General features: G+C 49.4%; 20 protein-coding genes and 2 other annotated features. Of the genes, 1 reads left to right on the top strand and 19 read right to left on the bottom strand.

Annotated elements, in window-relative coordinates; translation table 11 throughout:
• Positions 1–2: 2 nt before the first annotated feature.
• The 10 genes from N7U64_RS08990 to N7U64_RS08945 form a co-directional block, all read right to left on the bottom strand.
• Positions 3–569, bottom strand: a complete 567-nt coding sequence (locus N7U64_RS08990) for an aminodeoxychorismate/anthranilate synthase component II (protein ID WP_318929462.1) — start codon at positions 567–569, stop codon at positions 3–5.
• Positions 566–1,960, bottom strand: a complete 1,395-nt coding sequence (trpE, locus tag N7U64_RS08985) for an anthranilate synthase component I (protein ID WP_318929459.1) — start codon at positions 1,958–1,960, stop codon at positions 566–568. The genes N7U64_RS08990 and trpE overlap by 4 nt, the downstream gene beginning before the upstream one ends.
• Before the next feature lie 49 nt (positions 1,961–2,009).
• Positions 2,010–2,252, bottom strand: a binding site (T-box leader).
• 47 nt (positions 2,253–2,299) lie between these two features.
• Positions 2,300–2,532, bottom strand: a binding site (T-box leader).
• 61 nt (positions 2,533–2,593) lie between these two features.
• On the bottom strand, positions 2,594–3,877 hold the full coding sequence (locus N7U64_RS08980) for a dihydrolipoamide acetyltransferase family protein (protein ID WP_318929457.1): 1,284 nt from the start codon (positions 3,875–3,877) through the stop codon (positions 2,594–2,596).
• A gap of 13 nt (positions 3,878–3,890) precedes the next feature.
• Entirely contained in the window at positions 3,891–4,874 is a 984-nt protein-coding gene (locus N7U64_RS08975) for an alpha-ketoacid dehydrogenase subunit beta (RefSeq protein ID WP_290830208.1), read from the bottom strand.
• Positions 4,871–5,884, bottom strand: coding sequence for a thiamine pyrophosphate-dependent dehydrogenase E1 component subunit alpha (locus N7U64_RS08970; protein WP_318929455.1), 1,014 nt, complete (start codon positions 5,882–5,884; stop codon positions 4,871–4,873). Before N7U64_RS08970 ends, N7U64_RS08975 begins: the two co-directional genes overlap by 4 nt.
• 13 nt (positions 5,885–5,897) lie before the next feature.
• The gene (lpdA, locus tag N7U64_RS08965; RefSeq protein WP_318929454.1) at positions 5,898–7,319 is read right to left on the bottom strand and encodes a dihydrolipoyl dehydrogenase; all 1,422 of its coding nucleotides are present in this window, start codon (positions 7,317–7,319) and stop codon (positions 5,898–5,900) included.
• The gene (gene buk / locus N7U64_RS08960) at positions 7,289–8,392 is read right to left on the bottom strand and encodes a butyrate kinase (RefSeq protein WP_012369821.1); all 1,104 of its coding nucleotides are present in this window, start codon (positions 8,390–8,392) and stop codon (positions 7,289–7,291) included. Before buk ends, lpdA begins: the two co-directional genes overlap by 31 nt.
• A 16-nt stretch (positions 8,393–8,408) precedes the next feature.
• The gene (locus tag N7U64_RS08955; protein WP_012369820.1) at positions 8,409–9,533 is read right to left on the bottom strand and encodes a Leu/Phe/Val dehydrogenase; all 1,125 of its coding nucleotides are present in this window, start codon (positions 9,531–9,533) and stop codon (positions 8,409–8,411) included.
• Between the two features lie 13 nt (positions 9,534–9,546).
• The gene (gene yqiS / locus N7U64_RS08950) at positions 9,547–10,467 is read right to left on the bottom strand and encodes a phosphate butyryltransferase (RefSeq protein ID WP_214766094.1); all 921 of its coding nucleotides are present in this window, start codon (positions 10,465–10,467) and stop codon (positions 9,547–9,549) included.
• Positions 10,468–10,612: 145 nt separating this feature from the next.
• Positions 10,613–12,268 carry a sigma 54-interacting transcriptional regulator gene (locus tag N7U64_RS08945; RefSeq protein ID WP_318929451.1) on the bottom strand — a complete coding sequence of 552 codons (1,656 nt, stop codon included), beginning with the start codon at positions 12,266–12,268 and terminating at the stop codon, positions 10,613–10,615.
• Positions 12,269–12,389: 121 nt separating this feature from the next.
• Between N7U64_RS08945 and N7U64_RS08940 the strand changes: the two genes are divergently transcribed.
• Positions 12,390–12,644 (top strand): DUF2627 family protein, encoded by a 255-nt coding sequence (locus N7U64_RS08940; protein WP_012369817.1) that lies wholly within the window; start codon positions 12,390–12,392, stop codon positions 12,642–12,644.
• A 776-nt stretch (positions 12,645–13,420) separates the two neighbouring features.
• On the opposite strand, the gene spo0A is transcribed toward N7U64_RS08940, so the two are convergent.
• From spo0A to folD, 9 genes are all read right to left on the bottom strand, one after another.
• Positions 13,421–14,134, bottom strand: a complete 714-nt coding sequence (gene spo0A / locus N7U64_RS08935) for a sporulation transcription factor Spo0A (RefSeq protein ID WP_081432739.1) — start codon at positions 14,132–14,134, stop codon at positions 13,421–13,423.
• A gap of 3 nt (positions 14,135–14,137) precedes the next feature.
• Positions 14,138–15,844, bottom strand: a complete 1,707-nt coding sequence (gene recN / locus N7U64_RS08930; protein ID WP_318929449.1) for a DNA repair protein RecN — start codon at positions 15,842–15,844, stop codon at positions 14,138–14,140.
• A 12-nt stretch (positions 15,845–15,856) separates the two neighbouring features.
• On the bottom strand, positions 15,857–16,306 hold the full coding sequence (gene ahrC, locus N7U64_RS08925) for a transcriptional regulator AhrC/ArgR (protein WP_012369814.1): 450 nt from the start codon (positions 16,304–16,306) through the stop codon (positions 15,857–15,859).
• 142 nt (positions 16,307–16,448) lie between these two features.
• Entirely contained in the window at positions 16,449–17,255 is an 807-nt protein-coding gene (locus tag N7U64_RS08920) for a TlyA family RNA methyltransferase (protein ID WP_318929447.1), read from the bottom strand.
• A 6-nt stretch (positions 17,256–17,261) separates the two neighbouring features.
• Positions 17,262–19,148 carry a 1-deoxy-D-xylulose-5-phosphate synthase gene (dxs, locus tag N7U64_RS08915; RefSeq protein WP_012369812.1) on the bottom strand — a complete coding sequence of 629 codons (1,887 nt, stop codon included), beginning with the start codon at positions 19,146–19,148 and terminating at the stop codon, positions 17,262–17,264.
• Between the two features lie 120 nt (positions 19,149–19,268).
• On the bottom strand, positions 19,269–20,138 hold the full coding sequence (locus N7U64_RS08910) for a farnesyl diphosphate synthase (protein ID WP_318929445.1): 870 nt from the start codon (positions 20,136–20,138) through the stop codon (positions 19,269–19,271).
• A complete protein-coding gene (xseB, locus tag N7U64_RS08905; protein WP_012369810.1) occupies positions 20,135–20,356 on the bottom strand; it encodes an exodeoxyribonuclease VII small subunit in 222 nt (73 codons plus the stop codon). The genes N7U64_RS08910 and xseB overlap by 4 nt, the downstream gene beginning before the upstream one ends.
• Entirely contained in the window at positions 20,334–21,677 is a 1,344-nt protein-coding gene (xseA, locus tag N7U64_RS08900; RefSeq protein ID WP_318929444.1) for an exodeoxyribonuclease VII large subunit, read from the bottom strand. The genes xseB and xseA overlap by 23 nt, the downstream gene beginning before the upstream one ends.
• Positions 21,674–22,507, bottom strand: a complete 834-nt coding sequence (gene folD, locus N7U64_RS08895; RefSeq protein WP_012369808.1) for a bifunctional methylenetetrahydrofolate dehydrogenase/methenyltetrahydrofolate cyclohydrolase FolD — start codon at positions 22,505–22,507, stop codon at positions 21,674–21,676. Before folD ends, xseA begins: the two co-directional genes overlap by 4 nt.
• Positions 22,508–22,515: the final 8 nt, after the last annotated feature.

Genomic DNA, 22,515 nt, shown 5'->3' with positions numbered 1-22,515 from the left:
TGTCACTCCTTCGTCAATTCGATAAATCGTTGAATCATCTCTTGTCCAAATGGTGTTCCGATCGATTCCGGGTGAAACTGAATCCCGTAGGTCGGATGGTCACGGTGTTCGAGTGCCATGATTATGCCGTCATCCGTCGTTGCCGTTACTTCAAGTACTTCGGGTAAGGTCGTCCGGTCGACAATCAACGAGTGATAACGCATGACGTCGAATCGTTCCGGAAGACCGGTAAACAGGCGTCCGGTTTGTTTGATGGTTGAGGTTTTCCCGTGCCGGATTTCATCCGCTTCAATGACGTGTCCGCCAAAGGCTTGACCGATCGCCTGATGTCCGAGGCAGACACCGAGAATCGGGATTTTTCCGGAATAGGTCTTAATCACGTCGAGACAGATGCCGGCGTCATCCGGATTTCCCGGACCCGGTGATAAGATGATACCGTCGGGATGCATGTCAGCCAGTGCAGTCACTTCAATCGCATCATTTCGGATGACCTGGATGTCATCGTAGACAGCCGCATATTGATACAGGTTATAGGTAAAAGAATCATAGTTATCAATCAGTACAATCATTTCCAAACCTCCAGTAGTGACTTCGCTTTGTGCAACGTCTCTTCATACTCCAAGGTCGGATCAGAGTCATAGACTATACCCGCTCCGGCCTGAACATACGCTTTTCCGTGCTGGATGACCATCGTCCGGATCGCAAGCGCAAAATCAAGATTCCCGCTGACATCAAAATATCCGACGGCTCCGGCATACACTTCGCGCTTTTTTGTCTCGTATTGATTGATCAGTTGCATCGCCCGAATTTTCGGAGCTCCGGAGACCGTACCTGCCGGCAGACAAGAAATCAAGGCGTCTGCCCCTGTCTTTCCTTCCGCCAGTGTCCCTTCGACGACGGAAACGAGATGCATGACATTTTTAAAGCGTTCGATTTCCATTTGCCGTGAAACATGAATGCTGCCGATCTGACAGACTTGACCGAGATCGTTTCGACCCAAGTCAACGAGCATCCGGTGCTCAGCCTGCTCTTTTTCGTCGTTCAGTAACTCATCCGCCAGTTGTATGTCTTCCTGTTTTGTTTTGCCGCGGGGGCGTGTCCCGGCAATCGGATTCGTCGTGACATGACGGCCTTTGACTTGAACCAGGCTTTCCGGGGATGCGCCGAGGACGATGACTTCTCCCAAATCAATGTAAAAGAGGTACGGGCTCGGATTGTCCTGCCGCAACTTCCGGTAAAAGTGGAACGGATCACCGGCGAATGTTGCGTCTAACCGTTGTGACAGCACCAGTTGGAAGACATCACCCTGCCGAATATGCTGTTTTGCCTGCTCGACGAGCGAGATGAACGTTTCTTTCTCAATCTGCGGTTGGTAGACGATATTTTCAAGCGGCCGTTCGATCCGCGTCTGTTGACCGGTTTGTTCGAGCTGCGTTTTACGGATATGCAGCTTCCGTACCATCTCCTGCCGGTCGGTCAGCCCGCCGAGTGACGTATGAATCAAATGCACGCGGTGTTCCAAATGATCGTATAAAATGATTTCGTCATAGACCGCAAGCAGTGCGTCCGGTAAATTCCGATCACTGTCCGGCACAGGTCCGATGTTTTCATAGGCCCGAATCGCATCATAGCCGACATAGCCGATTGCGCCGCTTAAAAATGGAAACTCGAAATCCGTTGTTCCCCGTGTCACAGACTGTTGCAGAAGTTGGACCGGATTTCCTGTCATCGTTACGGTTTCTTCCGTCTGAAGATGATGTCGTGTCACTTGACTGCCTTCCGCCCGAAGCAGTTCAACCGGATTAACACCGATGATCGAGTAGCGACCGTTCCCGCCGCTCGCCGAACTTTCAAGCAGACATTTCCGGTCTCCTTCCAGATGTAAAAAGATCGAAATCGGTGTTAACTCATCGCCGTTCATTTCGATTTGTTCGATTATCAATTGTTCTGTCTCGATCATCCTGTTCGCCTCCTGATATAAAAAAAGTCCTCCATACAGCAAATGCCGTATGGAGGACGATAGACTCGCGGTGCCACCTCACAATTGGAACAAAAACGTTCCCACTCTTTCCGATGCTTCTTGACGAGACATCGTAGCCTGAGATAACGGGGGCTTCCGTCACGACCTACTTACCGTTCAGTCCTGCTCTCATGAGACCATTCATCACACATCCTTGTACGGAAGTCCCACCATTCTTCCGCTCTCTGAAACAACGATTTGTCTGATTACTTAACTCATTCATCGATTTATTTATTCAATTGAATACGAAAAGGGTTTTCCCATCCATTCATGATAAACATGAAGGACGGGAAAACCCGCGGTACCACCTTCGTTGACTAGTGCTAGTCCCCTCGAACGAACCGGTCACCCTGATTCGTCGTCCCTGATAACGGAAGGTACCCGTCAGAGCCTACTGTAAGTTCGGTCTGATGCTCAGAAGTCCATTCACCTGTTTCCCGATACTGATTCGCACCACCCATCAGCTCTCTTGAATCGTTTCATAGGTTACTTCTCTTCGTCATTGCGTCTGTATTGTTTAATTGTTTTTTATGTTACGTTGGAAACCGTTTTCTGTCAACAGATTTGTCTGAATCAATATAAAGACAGTTGATTCGGGTCAATTGATTCGAGTGACTGTTTGACTGTCTGCAGGAATTGACCGGCCACGAGTCCATCGAGCACCCGGTGGTCAATCGACATACAGAGGTTGACCATATCGCGTGCTGCGAACATCCCGTTGACCCAGACCGGACGTTTAACGATCGATTCGACGGATAAGATTGCGGCTTGCGGGAAGTTCAGAATCGGTGCTGACTGAATCGATCCGAATGATCCGGTATTGTTGACCGTAAACGTTCCGCCCTGCATTTCGCTTGATGACAGGCGTCCGGCTTGCGCGCGTTTACCGAAATCATCAATCGACCGGGCAAGTCCTTTAATGCTGAGCTCGTCGGCATTTTTGACGACCGGTACGAATAGTGCTTCCTGTGTCGCGACTGCCAGTGACAGGTTGATCGCTTTTTTCTGAATGATCTTGTCACCCGCCCATGTCGAGTTCATGATCGGATGTTTCTTTAGGCCTTCAACCGTGGCTTTCATAAAGAACGGCAGGAATGTCAATTTTACGCCTTCTTGTTTGAAGAAAGCGTCTTTATGCCGGTTCCGGGCTTCAACCAAGTTTGTCACGTCAACTTCAATCATTAACCAGGCATGCGGTGCTTCGTGCTTAGAACGGACCATGTTCGTTGCGATTGCCTGGCGGACACCCGCTGTCGGAATTTCAATGTCTCCGTCTTCTGTCGTGCTTGCAGTTGATTTAGATGCTTGCGGACGTGACGGTTGCGCGGATTCCCGTTGCTCAGCCGGTTTTGCTGCCGGAACCGACTCAATCGTCGGTGCTTCGACTGTATCCGGTTGCTTGATTTGTCCGGTTTCGACAATTTTTAACAAGTCTTTCCGGGTAATCCGGCCACCGGCACCCGTCCCCGAAACCTGTTCCAAATCGATGCCGTGTTCAGCCGACAACTTCAAAACGGCTGGTGAATAACGTTTCTTCATCGACTGATCACTCGAGACCGGCGTTTCTTCAGTCGCCGGAACAGCTTCTTCCGTTGCCGCGACTTCTGTCGATCCGCCGCTGACTTGCAAGGTTACGATTGCTTCTCCGACTTGCAGCGTATCTCCTTCTTCAGCAAGCAGTTTGTCGATGACGCCGTCAAACGACGACGGTACTTCTGCCGTGACTTTATCAGTAATGACTTCCGCAATCGGATCATACTTTTTGACCGTATCACCTGGTTTGACGAGCCAAAGGGAAATCGTCCCTTCCGTTACACTCTCACCAAGCTGTGGCATCGTTAATGTTTCGGTTTTCATTGACGTTTCCTCCTTAGTACGCGTGCAGCGTCCGGATTTTGTCCTCGATTTTTTCACTCGAGACGTTAAAGAATTTCTCCATCGTCGGAGCGTATGGCATCGCCGGTACATCCGGACCGCAGAGACGCTCGATCGGTGCATCGAGATCAAACAACGCTTCTTCTGCGATGATGGCGGATACTTCACTCATGACACTGCCTTCTTTGTTGTCCTCTGTCACGAGCAAGACTTTTCCAGTTTTCCGGGCTGCCGCGACGACCGCTTCCCGGTCAATCGGATAAACCGTCCGTAAATCAAGAATATGAACATCGATGCCGTCTTTCTCAAGACGCGCCGCTGCTTCAAGGGCAAACTGAACACAAAGACCGTACGTGATGACCGTTAAATCTTCACCTTCCCGTTTGACATCGGCTTTACCGATTTCAACAGTATAGTCTCCTTCCGGCACTTCACCTTTGAGAAGACGATAGCCGCGTTTATGTTCAAAGAACAGGACAGGATCGTTTGAACGGATGGCTGCTTTCAGCAAACCTTTCGCATCATATGGATTAGACGGAATGACGATTTTTAAGCCCGGCGTCGAATTGAACATCGCTTCGACGGATTGGGAATGGTAAAGGGCACCGTGAATCCCGCCGCCGAACGGTGCACGGATGACGATCGGGCATGACCAGTCATTGTTCGAACGGTAACGGATTTTTGCCGCTTCACTGACGATTTGGTTGACGGCCGGCATGATGAAATCCGCAAACTGCATTTCAGCAATTGGACGCATTCCGTACATCGCTGCGCCGATTCCAACTCCGGCAATCGCACTCTCAGCGAGTGGCGCGTCGATGACACGTTCTTCCCCGAACTGTTCCAGCAATCCTTGTGTCGCGCGGAAAACACCGCCGCGGACGCCGACGTCTTCTCCGAGGACGAAGACGGAGTCATCGCGTTCCATCTCTTCTTTGATCGCACTGTTAATGGCTTCGATTAAACTTAATGTCGTCATTTCGTTTCCCCCTCATCGTACACGTAACGGAGTGCATTTTCCGGTGCATCGTAAGCTGCCGCTTCCGCATACGCTGTCGCTTCATCGACTTCTTGTTCGAGTTTGGTTTCGAGTTCCTGTGCCGTTTCTTCTGTCAGGACACCCATTTGAATCAGTTTTTCACGGAACAGTTTGACACCGTCGCGTGTTTTCAGTTCAGCCAGTTCTTCTGCCGAACGGTAGGATTTATCATCATCATCGGACGAATGCGGTACGAGACGTTCGACTTCAACTTCAATCAGTGTCGGACCCTCACCGCGCAGACCGCGTTCACGCGCCTCTTTGACCGCTTTGTAGACAGCAAGCGGATCGATGCCGTCAATCGTCACACCCGGCATCCCGTATCCGATTGCCCGGTCGGCAACGTGTTTCGCCGATAATTGTTTCGAGAGTGGTGTCGAAATCGCATATTTATTGTTTTCACAGAACAGAATGACCGGTAATTTGTGAATGCCGGCAAAGTTTGCTCCTTCATGGAAGTCTCCTTGGTTCGACGACCCTTCACCAAACGAAACGTAGGCGACAAGCGGTTCCCGACGCATCTTCGCAGCAAGGGCAATCCCGACCGCATGCGGTACTTGCGTCGTGACCGGACTTGATCCTGTCACGATGTTCAGGGCACGTGAACCGTAATGACCCGGCATTTGACGTCCACCTGAGTTCGGGTCTTCCGCTTTTGCGAAAGCGGACAACATGATATCACGTGACGTCTGTCCAAAATGCAGGACAACTCCGAGATCGCGGTAGTACGGCAAGATATAGTCTGTTCCTTTTTCAAGCGCGAAGGCAGCACCGACTTGTGCTGCTTCCTGCCCCTGACAGGAAACGAGAAATGGAATTTTACCCGCCCGGTTTAATTTCCACATCCGTTCGTCGATTTTCCGTGCGCGGACCATCGTTTCGAACATTTGAATCGCGTCCTGCTCCGTCAAACCCAGTTCGACGAGTTCTTTAAATTCTATTTTTTCCATCTGTTTTTCCTCCTTAGGCGTGAACCGCTAATCCGTCGACTGCCAGTGCTGCTTCCCCGAACGCTTCTGAAAGTGCAGGGTGTGGATGGACAAGCTGTCCGACTTCCCATGCCGTTGCATTCAGCACAAGCGCAAGACCGCCTTCACTGATTAATTCCGTTGCTTTAGGTCCAACGATATGAACGCCGACCAGATCATCCGTCTTGGCATCGGAAACGAGTTTAATGAATCCGGCTGCTTCCCCTTCAATCCGTGCTTTTCCAAGACCGTTAAACGAGAACATCCCCGTTTTGACATCGAGTCCTGCTGCCTTCGCTTCGGCTTCCGTCAATCCGACGGAGGCGGCTTCCGGCACACTGTAAATACAACGCGGAACAAAGGCATAGTTCAGCGGTGTCGTTGAACCGTTGACAATCGTTTCGACCGCTTTTGCCCCTTCTGCTGACGCGACGTGTGCGAGTTGCAGGCGTCCGATGACATCACCAATCGCAAAGATATGATTGTCCTTCGTGCGGAACTCATCATCGACTTGGATGAATCCGTTCTCGATGATGATGTTCGTATTTTCCAGTCCGATTCCTTCGACATTTGCCATCCGGCCGATTGCGACCAACAGCTTATCTGCCACAAGCGTCGTCTTGTCACCGTTACGGTCGACATCAATCGTCACGCCGGAATCGGTTAGCTGAAAGCTGTCGCTTTGTGCCGCTGCACTCGTCATGATTTTGACACCGCGTTTTTTGAGCTGACGGGCCACTTCCCGACTGACAGCTTGATCTTCCGTCGGTAAAATCCGGTCGCTGAATTCAACGACTGTAACCTCGACGTCAAAGTCCGTCAACATCGACGCCCATTCGATTCCGATGACGCCGCCGCCGATGATGACAATTGATTTTGGTAAAGCGTTCATGTCGAGTGCCTCATCCGAGCTGAGCACATATTCGGAGTCAAACGCCAGACCGTTTAACGGACGCGGTCGTGAACCGGTCGCAACAATCAATTGGCGCGGTAAAATCAATTCGCCGTCACCTTCTTCCGGCTCGACGCTAATCGTTCCCGGCATCGGTGAAAAGATGCTTGGTCCGAGAATCGAACCGCGGCCGTGAAAGACTTCGATTTTTCCTTTTTTCATCAGATGCTGGATACCAGATTCGAGACCATCAATGATGTCCTGTTTCCGTTGTTTGACCTGTTCGAACCGTAAAAACGATTCCGGTACGTCGACGCCGTATGTAGCGGCGTGTTTTACTGTCTGATAGACGGCAGCCGACTTTAAAAATGCTTTGGATGGGATACATCCACGATGCAGACAGGTTCCCCCGAGTTTTCCTTGTTCTACGATTGCTACCGTCTTCCCGGCTTGCGCAGCGCGGATCGCTGCGACGTATCCACCGGGTCCACCACCTAGGACAACGACGTCGAATTCTCTAGCCATGTTAGTTCGCCTCCATATTCCTTCACTTGTTCCTCTTGACGCAGTACACGTATTACGCCTTCTGCAAGCGCCCGTAACTCATCTTCTCCCGGTATCCGGATGATAGATCCGATATGGGCAATCCGTTCTTCAATCGCTTTCGTCAACCGGTCACTGTATGCGAGACCGCCCGTTAAGATGACAGCATCGACTTGACCGTATAAAACAGCACTTTGGGCCGCGATTTCTTTTGCAACTCGATACGCCATCGCCTCATACAGTAGAGCGGCTTTTTCATCTCCGTCGTCAATCCGACGTTCGATTTCAACCGCATCATACGTGCCTAAGTGCGCGACAAGTCCGCCTGACCCAACGACCAGACGCTTCATTTCCTCGAGTTTATACTTGGTACTATAACATAGTTCTACTAGTTGACCAACAGGCAGGGATCCGCTTCGTTCCGGTGAAAAAGCCCCTTCTCCGTCGAGTCCATTGTTGACATCAATCACGCGTCCGTTCAGATGGGCACCGACCGTGATCCCGCCACCCATATGGGCAACAATCAGCCGTAATTGCTCGTAGGGTATTCCATTTTCTTTCGCATACCGTTTCGCGACTGCCTTTTGATTTAAGGCATGGAAAATACTTTTCCGTTCGAGTTCAGGCAATCCTGTAAGACGGGCAATCGGCTCCAGTTCATCGACGACGACCGGATCAACGATAAATGCCGGAATCGATAACGTTTGACCAATCTCATCTGCAAGCAGTCCACCGAGATTCGAAGCATGAATTCCGAATGTGCCGTTCAGTAAATCCTCACGCATTTCCTGATTGACGCGGTATGTCCCGCTGACGAGCGGACGAAGCAGACCACCGCGACCAACAATCGCCGTAAGCGCTTTCAAATCAATCTGTTCTTGTGCCAGCACATCGAGGACGACTTGGCGTCTGATGTTCAGCTGATCTGAAAGCGGTCCTCCGACCGCTTCAGCTGAATGGCGCAACGTTTTCGTAAACACTTGCTCTGTTCCATCAAAGATTCCGATTTTCGTTGAGGTTGAACCCGGATTGATGGTTAAAATACGTTCGCTCATTGAAATCCTCCTCTGATTAACCGCGTGATCCTAAAATGTTTTTATCCCGGCGTAAGAACTGGCTGCGGGCACTGCCCATTGTCGCGATCCGTTCTTCTGCCATCTTCTCTGCTGCCCGGTAAGTCGGCAGATGGTCACGTTTGGCAATTTCGATGACTTTTGCTACCGCATCATAGACGAGTTCGACTTTTTTCATCGCCCGCTCACGGTTGTACCCGTCGAGTTCGTCGGCCACATTGATGACACCTCCTGCGTTGATGACGAAGTCCGGTGTATATAAAATACCGCGTTCCTGGAGCATATCTCCATGACGATCTTCTTTGAGTTGGTTGTTTGCTGCTCCGGCAATGATTTTCACTTTCAGTTGTGGAATAGTCTCATCGTTCAATGTCGCACCTAAGGCACACGGCGCAAAGATATCGGCATCGACGCTGTAAATTTCATCCGGTCCGACGACGAGAGCGCCAAACGCTTCTTCTGCACGGCGTAATGCATCTTGATTGATGTCTGTGACAATCAATTTTGCGCCTTCTTCATGCAAGTGACGGCATAGGTTGAAAGCAACGTTACCAACACCTTGAATCGCAACTGTTTTTCCTCCGAGTGAATCTGTGCCGTATACTTCTTTAGCGGCTGCCTTCATCCCGCGGTAAACGCCATAAGCCGTGACTGGTGACGGATTGCCGCTTGATCCGAATGCCGGGCTGACACCGGTTACGAAATCTGTTTCCATGTGGATATAATCCATGTCGGCGACTGTTGTGTTGACGTCTTCCGCAGTGATGTAACGTCCGTTTAACGACTGTACGTAACGACCGAATGCACGGAACAGAGCTTCTGATTTTTGCGTTTTCGCATCACCGATGATGACCGCTTTCCCGCCGCCAAGGTTCAGACCGGCTGCCGCATTTTTATACGTCATGCCTTTTGCCAAACGAAGCGCGTCGATCAATGCTTCCTCGTCAGACGCATAGTTCCACATACGGAGTCCGCCGAGTGCTGGTCCGAGTGTCGTATCATGAATCGCGATAATCGCCTTTAATCCTGAGACTTTATCGTGACAAAATACGACTTGTTCGTAATCTTCCATTGCCATCGTTTCGAAAATACTGAATCGTGCTTCTACGTTTGTTTCAACCATTGTTAGTTCCCCCTTAGATTGTTTGTTTGATTTTTTTGGTAGGTTGCGCATTAAGTAAAGCAAAGGCTAATGAATAGAGTTTCGCTTCCGCCGTGTCGGCTCGACTTGTTAAGACGACAGGTGCTTTAGCCCCGACTAAAATCGCTGCAACCGATGCCTGAGCAAAGTACATCAGGGATTTATAAATTACGTTTCCGACCTCGATTTGTGGCACGACGAGTAGATCCGCTGCCCCCGCAACGTCTCCTGTCAGTCCCTTTTGTTTCGCCGCTTCTAAATTGACGGCGTTATCTAGAGCAAGCGGACCGTCAACAAGGCAATCCTTGATTTGTCCGCGTCGATTCATTTGTGTCAGTAAGGCGGCATCAATCGTCGCCGGCATCGTCGGATTGACGACCTCGACAGCAGCAAGTACTGCCACTTTCGGCAAGGAATATCCGACGGCTCGAAGTGCGGTCACACCGTTTTCAATGATGTGGACTTTATCCTCCAGCGTCGGAGCGATATGAATCGCAGCATCCGTCAATCCAATGGCGGTCTCCCGTCCCGGTACTTCAAACAAAGCGACATGAGACAACACTTTTCCTGATCGTAAGCCCGTCTCCTTGTTCAAGACAGCTTTCATGAACGTCGCTGTCGGAACGAGTCCTTTCATCAAGACATCCGCGTCCCCTTTGCGGACGGCATAGGCGGCACGCTCTGCTGCTTCTTGTGCCGTAGCCGTATGCGTGATGACGAACTGTGATTCGCTCAACTGTCGATCATGAATCATTTTTTGAATACGTGTCGCATCCCCGAACAAATGAAAACGGGCTAAATCATTCTCAATCGCCAACGACACTGCATCCATTACCTCTTCATCATCAGCGGATGCAATCGCAACGACTGCATCTTCAAGACCTGCTGCTTGTTGAACCATTTGTTCAAACCTCAAGCCATTTCCCCCCTTACCTGTCGTTCTCTTTATTTAATAGCAATTTCCATGCCAACTCTAAACCGACGGTATACCAACATCTTCGTCTTTATTTTTGCATGGAATTGCATTTATTTGCAATATATTGCACGCAACATTTTGCAAATCAACATTGGATGTTAAACCGTTCCACTTTGTAATAGAGTGCCCGTAAAGAGATGCCTAACTGTTTGGCAGCTTCGGTCTTATTTCCATTTACGACATCAAGTGCTTCCCGAATCAATTGTTCTTCGACGTAGGACATCTCATCCGACAGATGCTTGATTTCTTTTTTTGGACGTTCCGACCGTTTAGACGGTGTCGGGGAAACGAGTTGCAGGTGGCCTTTGCGTAAAACCTGTTCCGTTTTATCCGTAAAAATCAACGCGCGTCCGATGACATTTTCGAGTTCCCGGACGTTTCCTTTCCACGTCTGTTTTCGGATCGCTTCCAATGCATCTTCAGAAACACGTTCGACGGACCGGCCGTAACTTTGGTTCAATTTACGCAACAGATGTGTCGACAGCGGAGCAAGATCATCCGGTCGTTCGCGAAGAGCAGGAATATGGATCGGCAGCCGGTTGATCCGGTAATACAAATCTTCCCGGAACTCCCCGGTGATGATTTTCTGTTCAAGATTGGCATTTGTCGCGGCAATGATTCGGACATCGACCGGAACCGCTTTGGCTCCACCGACGCGAACGACTTCATTTTCTTGCAGTACCCGTAATAATTTGGCTTGGACATCAAGCGGCAGTTCACCAATCTCATCTAAAAACAAGGAGCCGCCATGCGCCTCTTCAAAATAGCCTCTTTTTCCGCCACGGCGGGCGCCGGAAAAGGCGCCTTCTTCATAACCAAACAATTCACTTTCAAGTAGGCTCGGCGCAATCGCTGCACAGTTGACCCGGACGAATTGTTCGTATCGGCGATCGCTTGCCGCATGAATCGCATGGGCAAACAATTCCTTCCCGGTACCGGACTCTCCCCGGATCAAGACATTGACCGGCATCGTCGCGGCAAGCTTCGCCTGATCGACGACAAAACGCATTGACTCACTTTCGGCAATGATGTCATCAAACGTGTATTTCGCCTCCAGTGTCCGGATTTTTTGTTTGGCCGCCTTCAATTCTTTTGTTAACGCTTTCATTTCCGAGATATCGCGAATGACACCGACTGATCCTCGTACTTGACCATCCACGACGACCGGTGCGGCATTGACAATGATATCCCGTCTGTCTTGACCAATCTTCATCCGGGCATCCCGAACACTTTCGCCTGTTTCGAGCACCCGTAAATGGACCGATTCCTGCATCCCGATATCTGCGCTTGCCGGCTTACCGATGACGTCTCCCTCTGTATATCCGGTCATCCGGGTATACGCAGGATTGATCAGCATCGTTTCCCCCGCCTGATTGGCTACTGAAATCGCTTCACTCGTACAGTGAATGATAGCTTCGAGCATCCGCTCTTTTTCTGCCAAACGCTCGAGTAACACACGGACAAACTCTCCCGGTAAAACCGCGGCTTCCGGAAAATAATGAATCAATTGCTCGAGCACACCGTGTTCTCCGGTCGCATCAATAATAAAGTCAATGGCCGTGCCTTGAAAAGCCGTCCATGTTTTTTCCACCCGGATATGTCCCCGTTTTGCGAGTTGAACGCCAATCGCGTGTTCGTCTGGATCGACGACCCCGATTACCGTCAACAAAGGCGAACGTTGAAAAGCATGTAATACTTCTGTTCCACCGCGCCCCGCACCAACGATCAAGAGATGATGCATTCTAATTCCCCCTTTGAAACTGCTTACATCTTTATCCTACCTGTATTAAAACAGGAGGGCAAATCGAATTCGCAGTCATATGGATTTTCTGATACAATACGCTTGGAAAGGGGTCACAATCATGCGAATCATCGGTCTATTATCTTTACTCATTCCGGGTATCATCGGTGCCATCGGCATTAAGTTGATGCGGGACAGTGTTTTCTTAAAAGCGCAATTCCCCTTCCGGTATCTAGGGGATTCTGCCTATGTATATGTATTACAAGGATTTTCCGGCCTGGCGTTAGCCATCGGCGGAATCGGCTTCGTCGCCGGTTATGTCTTTTACCGCGATCGTAAACGAGGCAAAGTATCGGAGCGCTATCAAAAAAAATAAACACACAAAAAGGTCCCCATCTCTTGAACTCATTTCAAGCGCGGGACCTTTTATTCATATAAAGTTGGTTTCACTTACGGATGAACTCCTCTCATAGCAGAACTATTCGTGTACTTCAAAACCATAGGTTGTCCTCTTAATGAAGAGGTTGAAAGAAATCAGATTTGGCTATCGAGCGATCGATAGAAAGGTAAAACTACTCCAGTATCTGACTTTACTTGGACCTAGGTGAAGCGTAATGTCATCCGCTTGTTGCAGTCGATCATTCGGTTGCTAACATTCACTGCTAGACAACACTCCTTTTCACGAACTGTACTTGTTACTGGTCTTGCTTGGTCTTGCTTGGTCTTGCTTGGTCTTGCTTGGTCTTGCTTGGTCTTGCTTGGTCTTGCTTGGTCTTACTTTGGACGTTTAATTTACGTTACCCTTCACTTTTTCCTTGCTTCGAAATCATGAAGTCTCATATCTGTTTGAGATAAATCATCCGAAAAAGATATGAAATGCCTTGGTAAGAATTCTACCAAGAGAATGTCGTCCATCATTCTTGAGCCGTTTACAGGTGGCGACCTGAGATGAAATTCGTTGAACGGTTTTCCGGGAACCAATTCGACTCGACGTTCATCTGACGTCTTTCCAAATCATTTGGTACCTTTATTATAACAAACATTTCAGTTTGTGCAACATTTATTTAATGAATATTCAGTTTTTTATTTGTATTTAAAAAAACCAGGCTTCTCCGGATTTTCTTCATCCGTCAAAACCTGATTACCGCTCTATTAAGATCCGTTCATATGGTTCGATACATAAGAGATGAACTCGGAATTTTTCGGACTTTTCTCCTGTTCAATTCGTCCGTTAAACAATGTATGTTCATTCATGCCTTCTTTCCAGGCCGACTTAATCGCATGGCGCATCGCCCGCTCGACACGCGAAGCAGTCGTTTGATGTTTTCTAGCAATCGTCGGGTATAGCTCTTTTGTAATCAGCCCCAATAAATCTTCCCGTTCCAGCACCAACAAGACCGCCTCTTTCAAGTACGTGAATCCTTTGATGTGCGGCGCAATTCCGATTTCCCGGAGCGTGGTCCCGACTTTCGTTTCGACCGGTTCCGCTTGGCTTGGCTGTACGCCGTTCACGACCAGACGAATTTTGTTGACGAGTTGATCTAAACTGAACGGTTTCAATAAAAAGTAGGCAGCGCCCAGTGAAACAGCCTGTTGCGATACTTCATCCTTCCCGAACGCACTTAACATGATGACAGCCGGACTGCTCTTTTGGTTCATCAAGGCCTCCAAGACACCCAGTCCATCGAGATGGGGCATGATGATATCCAATAACAGCACATCGGTCTCGACATGTCCCAATTTTTCGAGACAACTTTCTCCGTTATAGGCAACGCACACTACTTCCATGTCTTCTTGGGCAGATAGATGTTGCCGAATCAATTCGACCATTTCTCGGTTATCATCCGCAATCCCGACTCTAATCAATTGTTACACCCCATTTTTAAGCGATTCCTTCATGTTCATTGCCTGTTCCATCAGTTCTTCCGCATGACGCAATGTCAAGTCCGTCATATGTGTGCCGGAAATCATCCGTCCCAGTTCATTTCCGCGCTCGGAGTCCGTCAGTACGTTGACCTGTGTCGTCGTCCGGTCCGTTTCTTCGATTTTACGGATATACAAGTGTTGATCCGCAATCGATGCAACTTGCGGCAAGTGGGTGATACACAAGACTTGACTGTCGATTGACAGACGATAAATCTTTTCTGCCATCGCTTGTGCGACACGTCCGGATACCCCTGTATCCACTTCATCAAAGATGATGGAAGCCACACCGACCGAACGTGAGAAAATCGATTTCAGTCCGAGCATGATCCGAGACAATTCGCCGCCGGAAGCGACTTTCCCGAGTGATTTAAACGGTTCTCCGGCGTTCGTCATAATGTAGAACTCGACGAAGTCGATTCCGTTTTTACGTAAAGTCGGCGCCTTTCCATCTTGGAGGAAGCGGATTTCAAAGCGGGCTTTTTCCATATACAACTGACGGAGTTCAAGGTGAATCGCTTCACCTAAATGATGCGCTGCCTTTCTCCGGGCCTGAGACAGTTCTCCGCCGATGTCGAACAGTTCCATCTCCAACTGTTCCACTTCTGTTTTCAGTTTTTCAATCCGCTCATCGCGATTCGTCATCGTATCCAGTTCCACACCGATTTTTTTACCGTAAGCGATGACTTCTTCTATCGTTGCTCCGTATTTCCGTTTGAGTTGTTGGAATACAGATAAACGAAGCTCGATTTCGTCGAGCCGGTTCGAATCAAACTCCAAAGTTTCAAGTTGATCCCGAACCGCATAGCCGACTTCCTCAAGCGCATAAAATGCATTGGCCAATGTATCGCTTTGACCCGAAAATTCATCATCGATACTTGAAGCCTGTTGCAGTTCACGCATGGCGTCTCCGACGGAATCAATCCCGCGCCGTTCGTCATGTAACGCATCGTAAGCGGCGCTGAGAGAAGCATGAAGCTTTTCAAAGTTTGCCAACCGGTTTCGTTCGCTCAATAAATCTTCTTCCTCACCTGTTCGGAGTTTCGCACTGTCGATTTCTTCCGTTTGAAAAGACAACAAGTCAATGCGTTGGGCTAACTCCTGTTCACTTTGCGCCAGTGCCTGCAAGGCATCCCGTTTTTCTTCATACTGCTGAAAACGTTCCTGATACCGTTCGAGAATCGGAGCAATCGTCGCATGTCCAAAGTCATCCAAAATCGTTTGATGATACGTACTTTCCATCAGATGTTGATGTTCATGCTGACCATGGAGATCGACAAGCGCCCGGCCGAATTCCCGTAAAATCGTCAAGGTGACTAATTTATGATTGACGCGACAGACACTTTTTCCGGAAGCAAACAAATCGCGGCGTAAAATGATCATGCCGTCTTCCATGTCGATCCCGTACTCTTCTGCTAACGTATAGGCCATATGACCGTCTTCAATCATGAAGAGACCTTCTAATTCCGCCTTGTCCTCACCGTACCGGACAAATTCAGCAGAACCGCGACCACCGATCAGTAATCCAATCGCATCCAGTACGATCGATTTACCGGCTCCCGTTTCTCCGGTCAAGACCGTCATGCCTTTTTTGAAATCAATCTGTAGCTGGTCAATGATTGCAAATTGTTTTATCGATAGTTCAGCTAACATCATGTCAACTCCTTACAACATTCCTAAAATACGTTCGGTCACTTCCGTTGCTGCTTCTTCATTTCGTGTAATCATCAGGATCGTATCGTCACCACAGACTGTCCCGAGTAACTCCGGCCAGTTTAAATGATCGAGCAAGACACCTAATGCATTTGCGTTTCCGGGTAAGACATGCATGACAATCAAGTTTTGTGCGGAATCAATCGAGATGAAGCTATCTCCGAGTAATCGGCGTAACTTTCCAAGTGGATTGAACCGCTGATCGGCAGGCAAGCTGTATTTGTATCGGCCATCATTGAGCGGCACCTTCACGAGATGGAGTTCTTTAATATCTCGAGAGACGGTCGCCTGGGTTACTTTATAGCCTGCATTTCGAAGTTCCTCGACTAACTCATCTTGTGTTTCGATTTCTGACTGCGTAATGATTTCCCGAATCTTGATTAACCGTTGCCCCTTTGTCATCCTTGCACCTCACAGTTTTTCTTCACTGATACTATTGTAATCCAATAATTCGATAAAAGTCCATGCTTGCCCTATTCATTCCTGACAAATCAAAAACAGACTCCATCATCTTTGACGGAGCCTGTTTGGAAATCGATTAGACTTACAACGCGGCATGGGCCAGACGAACGGTTTCAAGCGGATCAACCGATTCTTCCATCCCCGGTGTCTCAAGCTTGGCGTGCAGGAGAAACTCGATATTTCCCTCACCGCCGGTAATCGGTGAAAAATCCAATTGTTGAACGTAAAATCCTTCCCGGACAAAGAAATCTACCATCTCTTTGAGTACCCGATCGTGAATCCGCTCATCTCGAACGATTCCCTTTTTACCGACATCATCGCGCCCTGCTTCAAACTGTGGTTTGACAAGCGCAATGACATCCCCGCCATCAGCTAAAATCGCTTTTAATGGCGGCAAAATCAATCTCAGTGAGATGAACGAGACATCGATGGTCGCAAAGCTCGGCTGAACAGGAAACATATCTGGCGTCGCATGACGGAAGTTGGTTTTTTCCATTGCCGTCACACGATCGTCCGACCGTAATTTCCAGTCCAGTTGATTGGAGCCGACATCCAGCGCATACATATGGGCAGCCCCGTTTTGTAAGGCACAATCCGTAAACCCGCCTGTCGAAGAACCGATATCAAGACCAGTCCGTCCAGATACATCGATAGCGAATACCGCTAATGCTTTTTCCATCTTGTATCCACCGCGACCGACGTATGGCATGACTTGACCTTTGACCGTCAAATCGATGTCTGATTTTACTTTTTCACCGGCTTTCTCCAGCCGTTCCGTGCCACTGAATACAAGACCTGCCATAATGGTCCGTTTTGCTTTTTCACGTGTTTCACATAAACCGCGCTCGACGAGCAGAACGTCGAGGCGGATTTTTTTTACAGTTTCCATTAATCGTTACACACTCTGTTTCTTTCCTTGATTGACAAATGAGCGGACTTCTTCCGCAATTTGTCCAGGTAATAATCCGATTTCTTCTAACAATTCGTTGACACCGCCATGCTCGATATACCAATCCGGGATACCAAATCGTTTGACGCGCGGGAAAGCTTCCTGTTCATTGGCATGTTCGAGAACAGCTGAACCGAATCCGCCCTTGAGCACCGCTTCTTCAAGCGTTACGAGTGGAATACCTTCCGCGTATAATGCATTCAACATTTTTTCATCCAGTGGTTTGATCGTCCGGGCATTGATGACCCGTACCGATACATCCCCTTCTAGAAGTTCCGCAATTTTCAAGGCGTCCTGTACTTGTGGACCGAATGCCATGATGGCGACATCCGTTCCTTCGCGTTCGACGTCCCATGTATCAAGCGAAATTTCATGGAGTGTCTCATCCATCGGAACACCGATGCCTTCTCCGCGTGGGAAACGGACGGCAATCGGTCCTTCGTATTTAACAGCCGAATAGAGAAGGTGTTGCAGTTCATTCTCATCTTTCGCCATGACAATCCGGATATTCGGTACGTGACGCATGAAGGCGATATCAAAGACACCTTGGTGTGTTTCGCCGTCCGCACCGACGAGACCCGAACGGTCGATTGTGAACGTCACATCGAGGTTCTGGCGTGCGACATCATGAACGAGTTGGTCGTATGCACGCTGGAAGAAGGTCGAATAAATCGAGACGACCGGCTTCATGCCTTGTGTTGCCTGACCGGCAGCAAATGTTACGGCATGTTGCTCCGCAATCCCGACATCAAACATCCGTTCCGGGAATTCTTTTTCAAAGCAGTCGAGTTTCGATCCGACACTCATCGCCGGTGTAATCAGAGTTAACTTATCATCCTCACGGGCCATCTTCGTCAACGTGTCTGCCACTGTGAACGAATAACTTGGTGCTTTTGATTTCCCTTTGATGACTTCGCCTGACTCGATCTTGTACGGTCCTAGACCGTGCCATGTGCCGATGCCGTCGTATTCAGCCGGACGGTAGCCTTTTCCTTTTTTCGTGATGACATGAAGCAGGACAGGCCCTTCTTCTTTCTTCACATAGTTCAGCTGTTCGATTAAGTCCGTTAAATCATGACCATCGACCGGTCCGTAATAATTAAAACCGAGTTCTTCAAAGAACATACCTGGAACGAGTGCTCCTTTGACCGCTTCTTTCAGCTTCTCGCCGCCTTTTTCAAGCTTTCCGCCGATTAACGGGATTTTTTTAATCAATGTTTCGAGCTCATCTTGCGCGTAACGGACTTTGCGCGAAGAACGGATTCTTCCTAACATCTGATGCATCGCCCCGACATTCGGTGCGATCGACATCTCGTTGTCGTTTAAGATGACGATGACGTTTTGTTGTTCCGCTCCGATATGGTTCAATGCTTCGAGTGCCATTCCGCCTGTCAACGCACCGTCCCCGATAATAGCGATCGCCCGGTCATCATTACCTTTTAGTTCATTTGACACAGCAATCCCCATCGCTGCCGAAAGTGAGGTCGAACTGTGGCCTGTTTCCCAGACGTCATGAACGCTCTCGTTGCGTTTCGGGAATCCGCATAACCCTTTGTGTTGACGCAGCGTATCAAACTGACCTGCCCGTCCTGTCAAAATTTTATGCACGTATGCTTGGTGTCCGACATCCCAGACGAATTTATCGTTCGGACTGTCAAATTCGCGGTGAAGCGCCAATGTCAGTTCGACGACACCTAGATTCGGTGCTAAATGTCCACCTGTCGTTGCTAATTCTTCAATCAAAAAGCGTCGGATGTCACCTGCGAACAGTTCTAATTCCGAGACTGACATACGCTTTAAAAATGACGGATCCTGTATCTCTGTCAACTTCATACCTTACCGCCTCTTTCCCTTGCATTCTTATATGGTTTGTACCCTACATTGTACTAGAACAATCTTGCGAACGCCACATTCCCGGCGCATAAAAAAAGACGGCTTACTACGCCGCCTCTCTTAATGGTCACGCTTGACGACGAAGTCGAGCAAATCCTTAAGCGGTGTCGCTTCGACGGAAAGAGCCTCGATTGCTTCATTCGCTGCCGTCACTTGGGCTGCAAGTGCCCGTTTCGCCCCGTCAAGACCCAACAGTTTCGGATAAGTTGCTTTGTCATTTCCTTCATCACTGCCAACCGGTTTCCCGATTTTGTCAGCATCTCCGGTCACATCCAGGATGTCGTCTTGAATTTGGAAAGCAATTCCGAGATGACGGCCGTACCGTTTCAACTGTTCGAGATCCTCATCTGCGACTCCGGCTAAAATGCCGCCTGCTTCGACTGCAAAAATCAACAAGGCTCCTGTTTTCCGGCGGTGAATCGATTCCAGTTCTTCCGCATCACTGATTCCTCCGCGCTCTCCAAGCATGTCATCCAGTTGACCGCCGACCATCCCGGCTGCACCCGCTGCTGCTGCGAGTCGCTCGAGTAATTTCACTTTAACTTCCGCTGCGGCCGTCGTTTCGAGTAGACACGTAAAGGCATTCGTCAGTAACGCATCCCCTGCGAGAATGGCGGTCGCCTCATCGAATTCAATATGATTGGTCGGACGTCCGCGTCGCATATCATCATCGTCCATCGCCGGTAGATCATCATGAATCAATGAATATGTATGAATCATCTCAAGCGCCGCCGCTGTTGCGTCACCCGTCTTACGATCGATGCCGTAAGCATCGAGGACAGCATAAATCAATGCCGGCCGGACACGTTTCCCCCCTGCATCAAGGGAATACAGCATCGCTTCCCGCAGACGATCCGGTGCTTCGAGACGGTTCATGAAAGTTTCCAGTGCTTGCTCCACCTGCGTTTTCCACTCCGTTAAGACAATCATTGTGATCCCCCTTTTTCACGTAACGTGCCATCTTGTTCCAAGATTTGATCGAGCCGTTTTTCTGCCGTCGACAGCTTTCCTTGACAGAGTGCCGTCAATTTCACGCCTTCCTCGTACAAATTCATCGCTTGCTCAAGCGGTGCTTCACCCGCCTCCAGTAGTTCGACGATTTCTTCCAACCGCTCTAAAGCGGCTTCAAAGGATTGTTCTGTTTCCATCTTCTTCATCCTCTCGTTTCGCTAGGATACTCCCGTCATGAAACTGAACCCGGAAGGTCTGATCTGACAATTCTGTTACGGAACGGACGAGTCGACCGTCCTGCTCGACGTAAGTATACCCACGCAACATGACTTGCGTCGGGCTGACCGAGTCAAGGCGGGCAATCATTTGATGCAACCGGTCCTGCTTCGTGCGGAGGACGGTCTGGATCCGTTCCAGCTGTTTCCGTGTCCGGACCAACTGGCGTCCTTGTTCCGCCAAACGTTCCTGCATCGCGATTCGGGCAAACCGGTTCACCTGATCCGTCAAGGCTTGTTGCTTCGACTGCAACACCTGTTTTCCGATCCGGTTCAGTCCCATCTCTGCCCGGTCCAACCGTTCCTGTTTCAAACCTAACAAGACACGAGGAGACTTCAAGCCGTAACTCGTTGCCAGCCGCTGGACTTGATCCTTACGTTCGGTGATGTACTGGGCGTAATGGCGCGTCAATCTCCGATTCAGTTCATTGAGACGCTTCGCAAGTTCCGCTGCTTCCGGCGTCACGAGTTCTGCTGCGGCAGTCGGCGTCGCCGCCCGGACATCTGCAACAAAATCCGCAATCGTAAAGTCTGTTTCGTGACCGACTGCTGACACGATCGGAATCCGCGACTGATGAATGGCTGTTACGACCGGCATTTCGTTAAACGCCCACAATTCCTCAATCGATCCGCCACCGCGACCGATGATCATCACGTCACATGCCTGATGTTCGTTCATCCATTCAATGGCACGGACGATTTGGGGTGCGGCCTCTTTCCCTTGAACGAGAACCGGCGCAAAAACAATAGCGGCTTGCGGATAACGGCGACGTAACGTCGTCGCGATATCATGAAGGGCGGCTCCCTTCGGCGAGGTTACGATGCCGATTTTTTGCGGGAAAGCCGGTAACGGCAGTTTCTGTTCCGCTTCAAACCATCCGCGGGCCTCGACATCCTCTTTTAGCTGGACATAGGCTTCGTAAAGGGCTCCTACACCGTCTTCCATCATCCGTTCGACGTAAAGCTGCATCTCACCCGATGCGACATAAACCGAAATCCGAGCCGTAATGATGACACGGGCTCCGTCCCGGATGTCCGTCTTGACACGACTGGCATCCCGGGCGAACATGACAGCTTTCATCCGCGACTGTTCATCTTTCAACGTAAAATAAAGGTGACCGGAAGAGTGTCGTTTAAAGTTCGACACTTCTCCCACCACCTGGACTTGTTGGAGCAACGAGTCGTTCTCGAGTTCCCGTTTCACATATTGGACGAGTTCGGAAACCTGGAGAGGATTCGTCATTTCGCTGCCTCGATCGTATTGTGAAGCAACATCGTGATCGTCATCGGCCCGACCCCACCAGGAACTGGTGTAATCATCGAGGCGACTTCTTTCACTGCTTCAAATTCGACATCTCCGACTAATTTTCCGTCGACCCGGTTGACACCGACGTCGATGACGACGGCTTCCGGCTTGACCATATCGGCAGTAATCAATTTCGGCACACCGACAGCGACAATCAGAATGTCCGCCTGACGGGTCATCGCACCGAGATCTGCCGTCTTCGAGTGACAATACGTCACGGTCGCTGATTCATTTAAAAACAGCATTCCGACCGGCTTACCGACGATTTGGCTTCGACCGACGACAACGACATGACGACCGGCAATCGGAACATTCATTTCCTTGACGAGATGCAAAATACCATTTGGTGTACATGGCAAGAAAGTAGGTTCACCGATCATCATTTTCCCGACCGAGACCGGATGGAAACCATCGACATCTTTTTCTGGAGCGATGGCGAAGATGACCTTACTCTCATCAATATGTTTTGGCAAAGGTAATTGAACGAGAATACCGTGTACGCTGGCATCGGCATTCAGCCGTTCAATCAAGTGAAGCAATTCCGATTCTTTTGTCTCTTCCGGTAATCGGATCAAATCGGAATCCATCCCAATCTCCTGCGCCGCTTTTTCTTTACCACGGACATACGATTGACTGGCTGGATCTTCTCCGATTAAGATGACGGTCAGTTTCGGTTGAATACGTTCTTCTTTCAGACGTGCGACTTCTTCTTTCAGTTTCAAACGATACGATTGTGCGACTTGTTTCCCATCGATTACGACTGCCATGATTTTGT

This window comes from Exiguobacterium sp. K1 (genome assembly GCF_033721435.1).
GTDB classification, from domain to species: domain Bacteria; phylum Bacillota; class Bacilli; order Exiguobacteriales; family Exiguobacteriaceae; genus Exiguobacterium_A; species Exiguobacterium_A artemiae.
The sequence above is the reverse complement of the archived record's forward strand: the minus strand, read 5'-3'. Positions and strand labels throughout refer to the sequence as shown.

Bases quoted from the DNA above. Each gene is read 5' to 3' on its own strand.
- N7U64_RS08990 (WP_318929462.1), bottom strand. From the start codon at position 569: ATGATTGTACTGATTGATAACTATGATTCTTTTACCTATAACCTGTAT.
- trpE (WP_318929459.1), bottom strand. From the start codon at position 1,960: ATGATCGAGACAGAACAATTGATAATCGAACAAATCGAAATGAACGGC.
- N7U64_RS08980 (WP_318929457.1), bottom strand. From the start codon at position 3,877: ATGAAAACCGAAACATTAACGATGCCACAGCTTGGTGAGAGTGTAACG.
- N7U64_RS08975 (WP_290830208.1), bottom strand. From the start codon at position 4,874: ATGACGACATTAAGTTTAATCGAAGCCATTAACAGTGCGATCAAAGAA.
- N7U64_RS08970 (WP_318929455.1), bottom strand. From the start codon at position 5,884: ATGGAAAAAATAGAATTTAAAGAACTCGTCGAACTGGGTTTGACGGAG.
- lpdA (WP_318929454.1), bottom strand. From the start codon at position 7,319: ATGGCTAGAGAATTCGACGTCGTTGTCCTAGGTGGTGGACCCGGTGGA.
- buk (WP_012369821.1), bottom strand. From the start codon at position 8,392: ATGAGCGAACGTATTTTAACCATCAATCCGGGTTCAACCTCAACGAAA.
- N7U64_RS08955 (WP_012369820.1), bottom strand. From the start codon at position 9,533: ATGGTTGAAACAAACGTAGAAGCACGATTCAGTATTTTCGAAACGATG.
- N7U64_RS08945 (WP_318929451.1), bottom strand. From the start codon at position 12,268: ATGCATCATCTCTTGATCGTTGGTGCGGGGCGCGGTGGAACAGAAGTA.
- N7U64_RS08940 (WP_012369817.1), top strand. From the start codon at position 12,390: ATGCGAATCATCGGTCTATTATCTTTACTCATTCCGGGTATCATCGGT.
- recN (WP_318929449.1), bottom strand. From the start codon at position 15,844: ATGTTAGCTGAACTATCGATAAAACAATTTGCAATCATTGACCAGCTA.
- ahrC (WP_012369814.1), bottom strand. From the start codon at position 16,306: ATGACAAAGGGGCAACGGTTAATCAAGATTCGGGAAATCATTACGCAG.
- N7U64_RS08920 (WP_318929447.1), bottom strand. From the start codon at position 17,255: ATGGAAACTGTAAAAAAAATCCGCCTCGACGTTCTGCTCGTCGAGCGC.
- dxs (WP_012369812.1), bottom strand. From the start codon at position 19,148: ATGAAGTTGACAGAGATACAGGATCCGTCATTTTTAAAGCGTATGTCA.
- N7U64_RS08910 (WP_318929445.1), bottom strand. From the start codon at position 20,138: ATGATTGTCTTAACGGAGTGGAAAACGCAGGTGGAGCAAGCACTGGAA.
- xseB (WP_012369810.1), bottom strand. From the start codon at position 20,356: ATGGAAACAGAACAATCCTTTGAAGCCGCTTTAGAGCGGTTGGAAGAA.
- xseA (WP_318929444.1), bottom strand. From the start codon at position 21,677: ATGACGAATCCTCTCCAGGTTTCCGAACTCGTCCAATATGTGAAACGG.
- folD (WP_012369808.1), bottom strand. From the start codon at position 22,507: ATGGCAGTCGTAATCGATGGGAAACAAGTCGCACAATCGTATCGTTTG.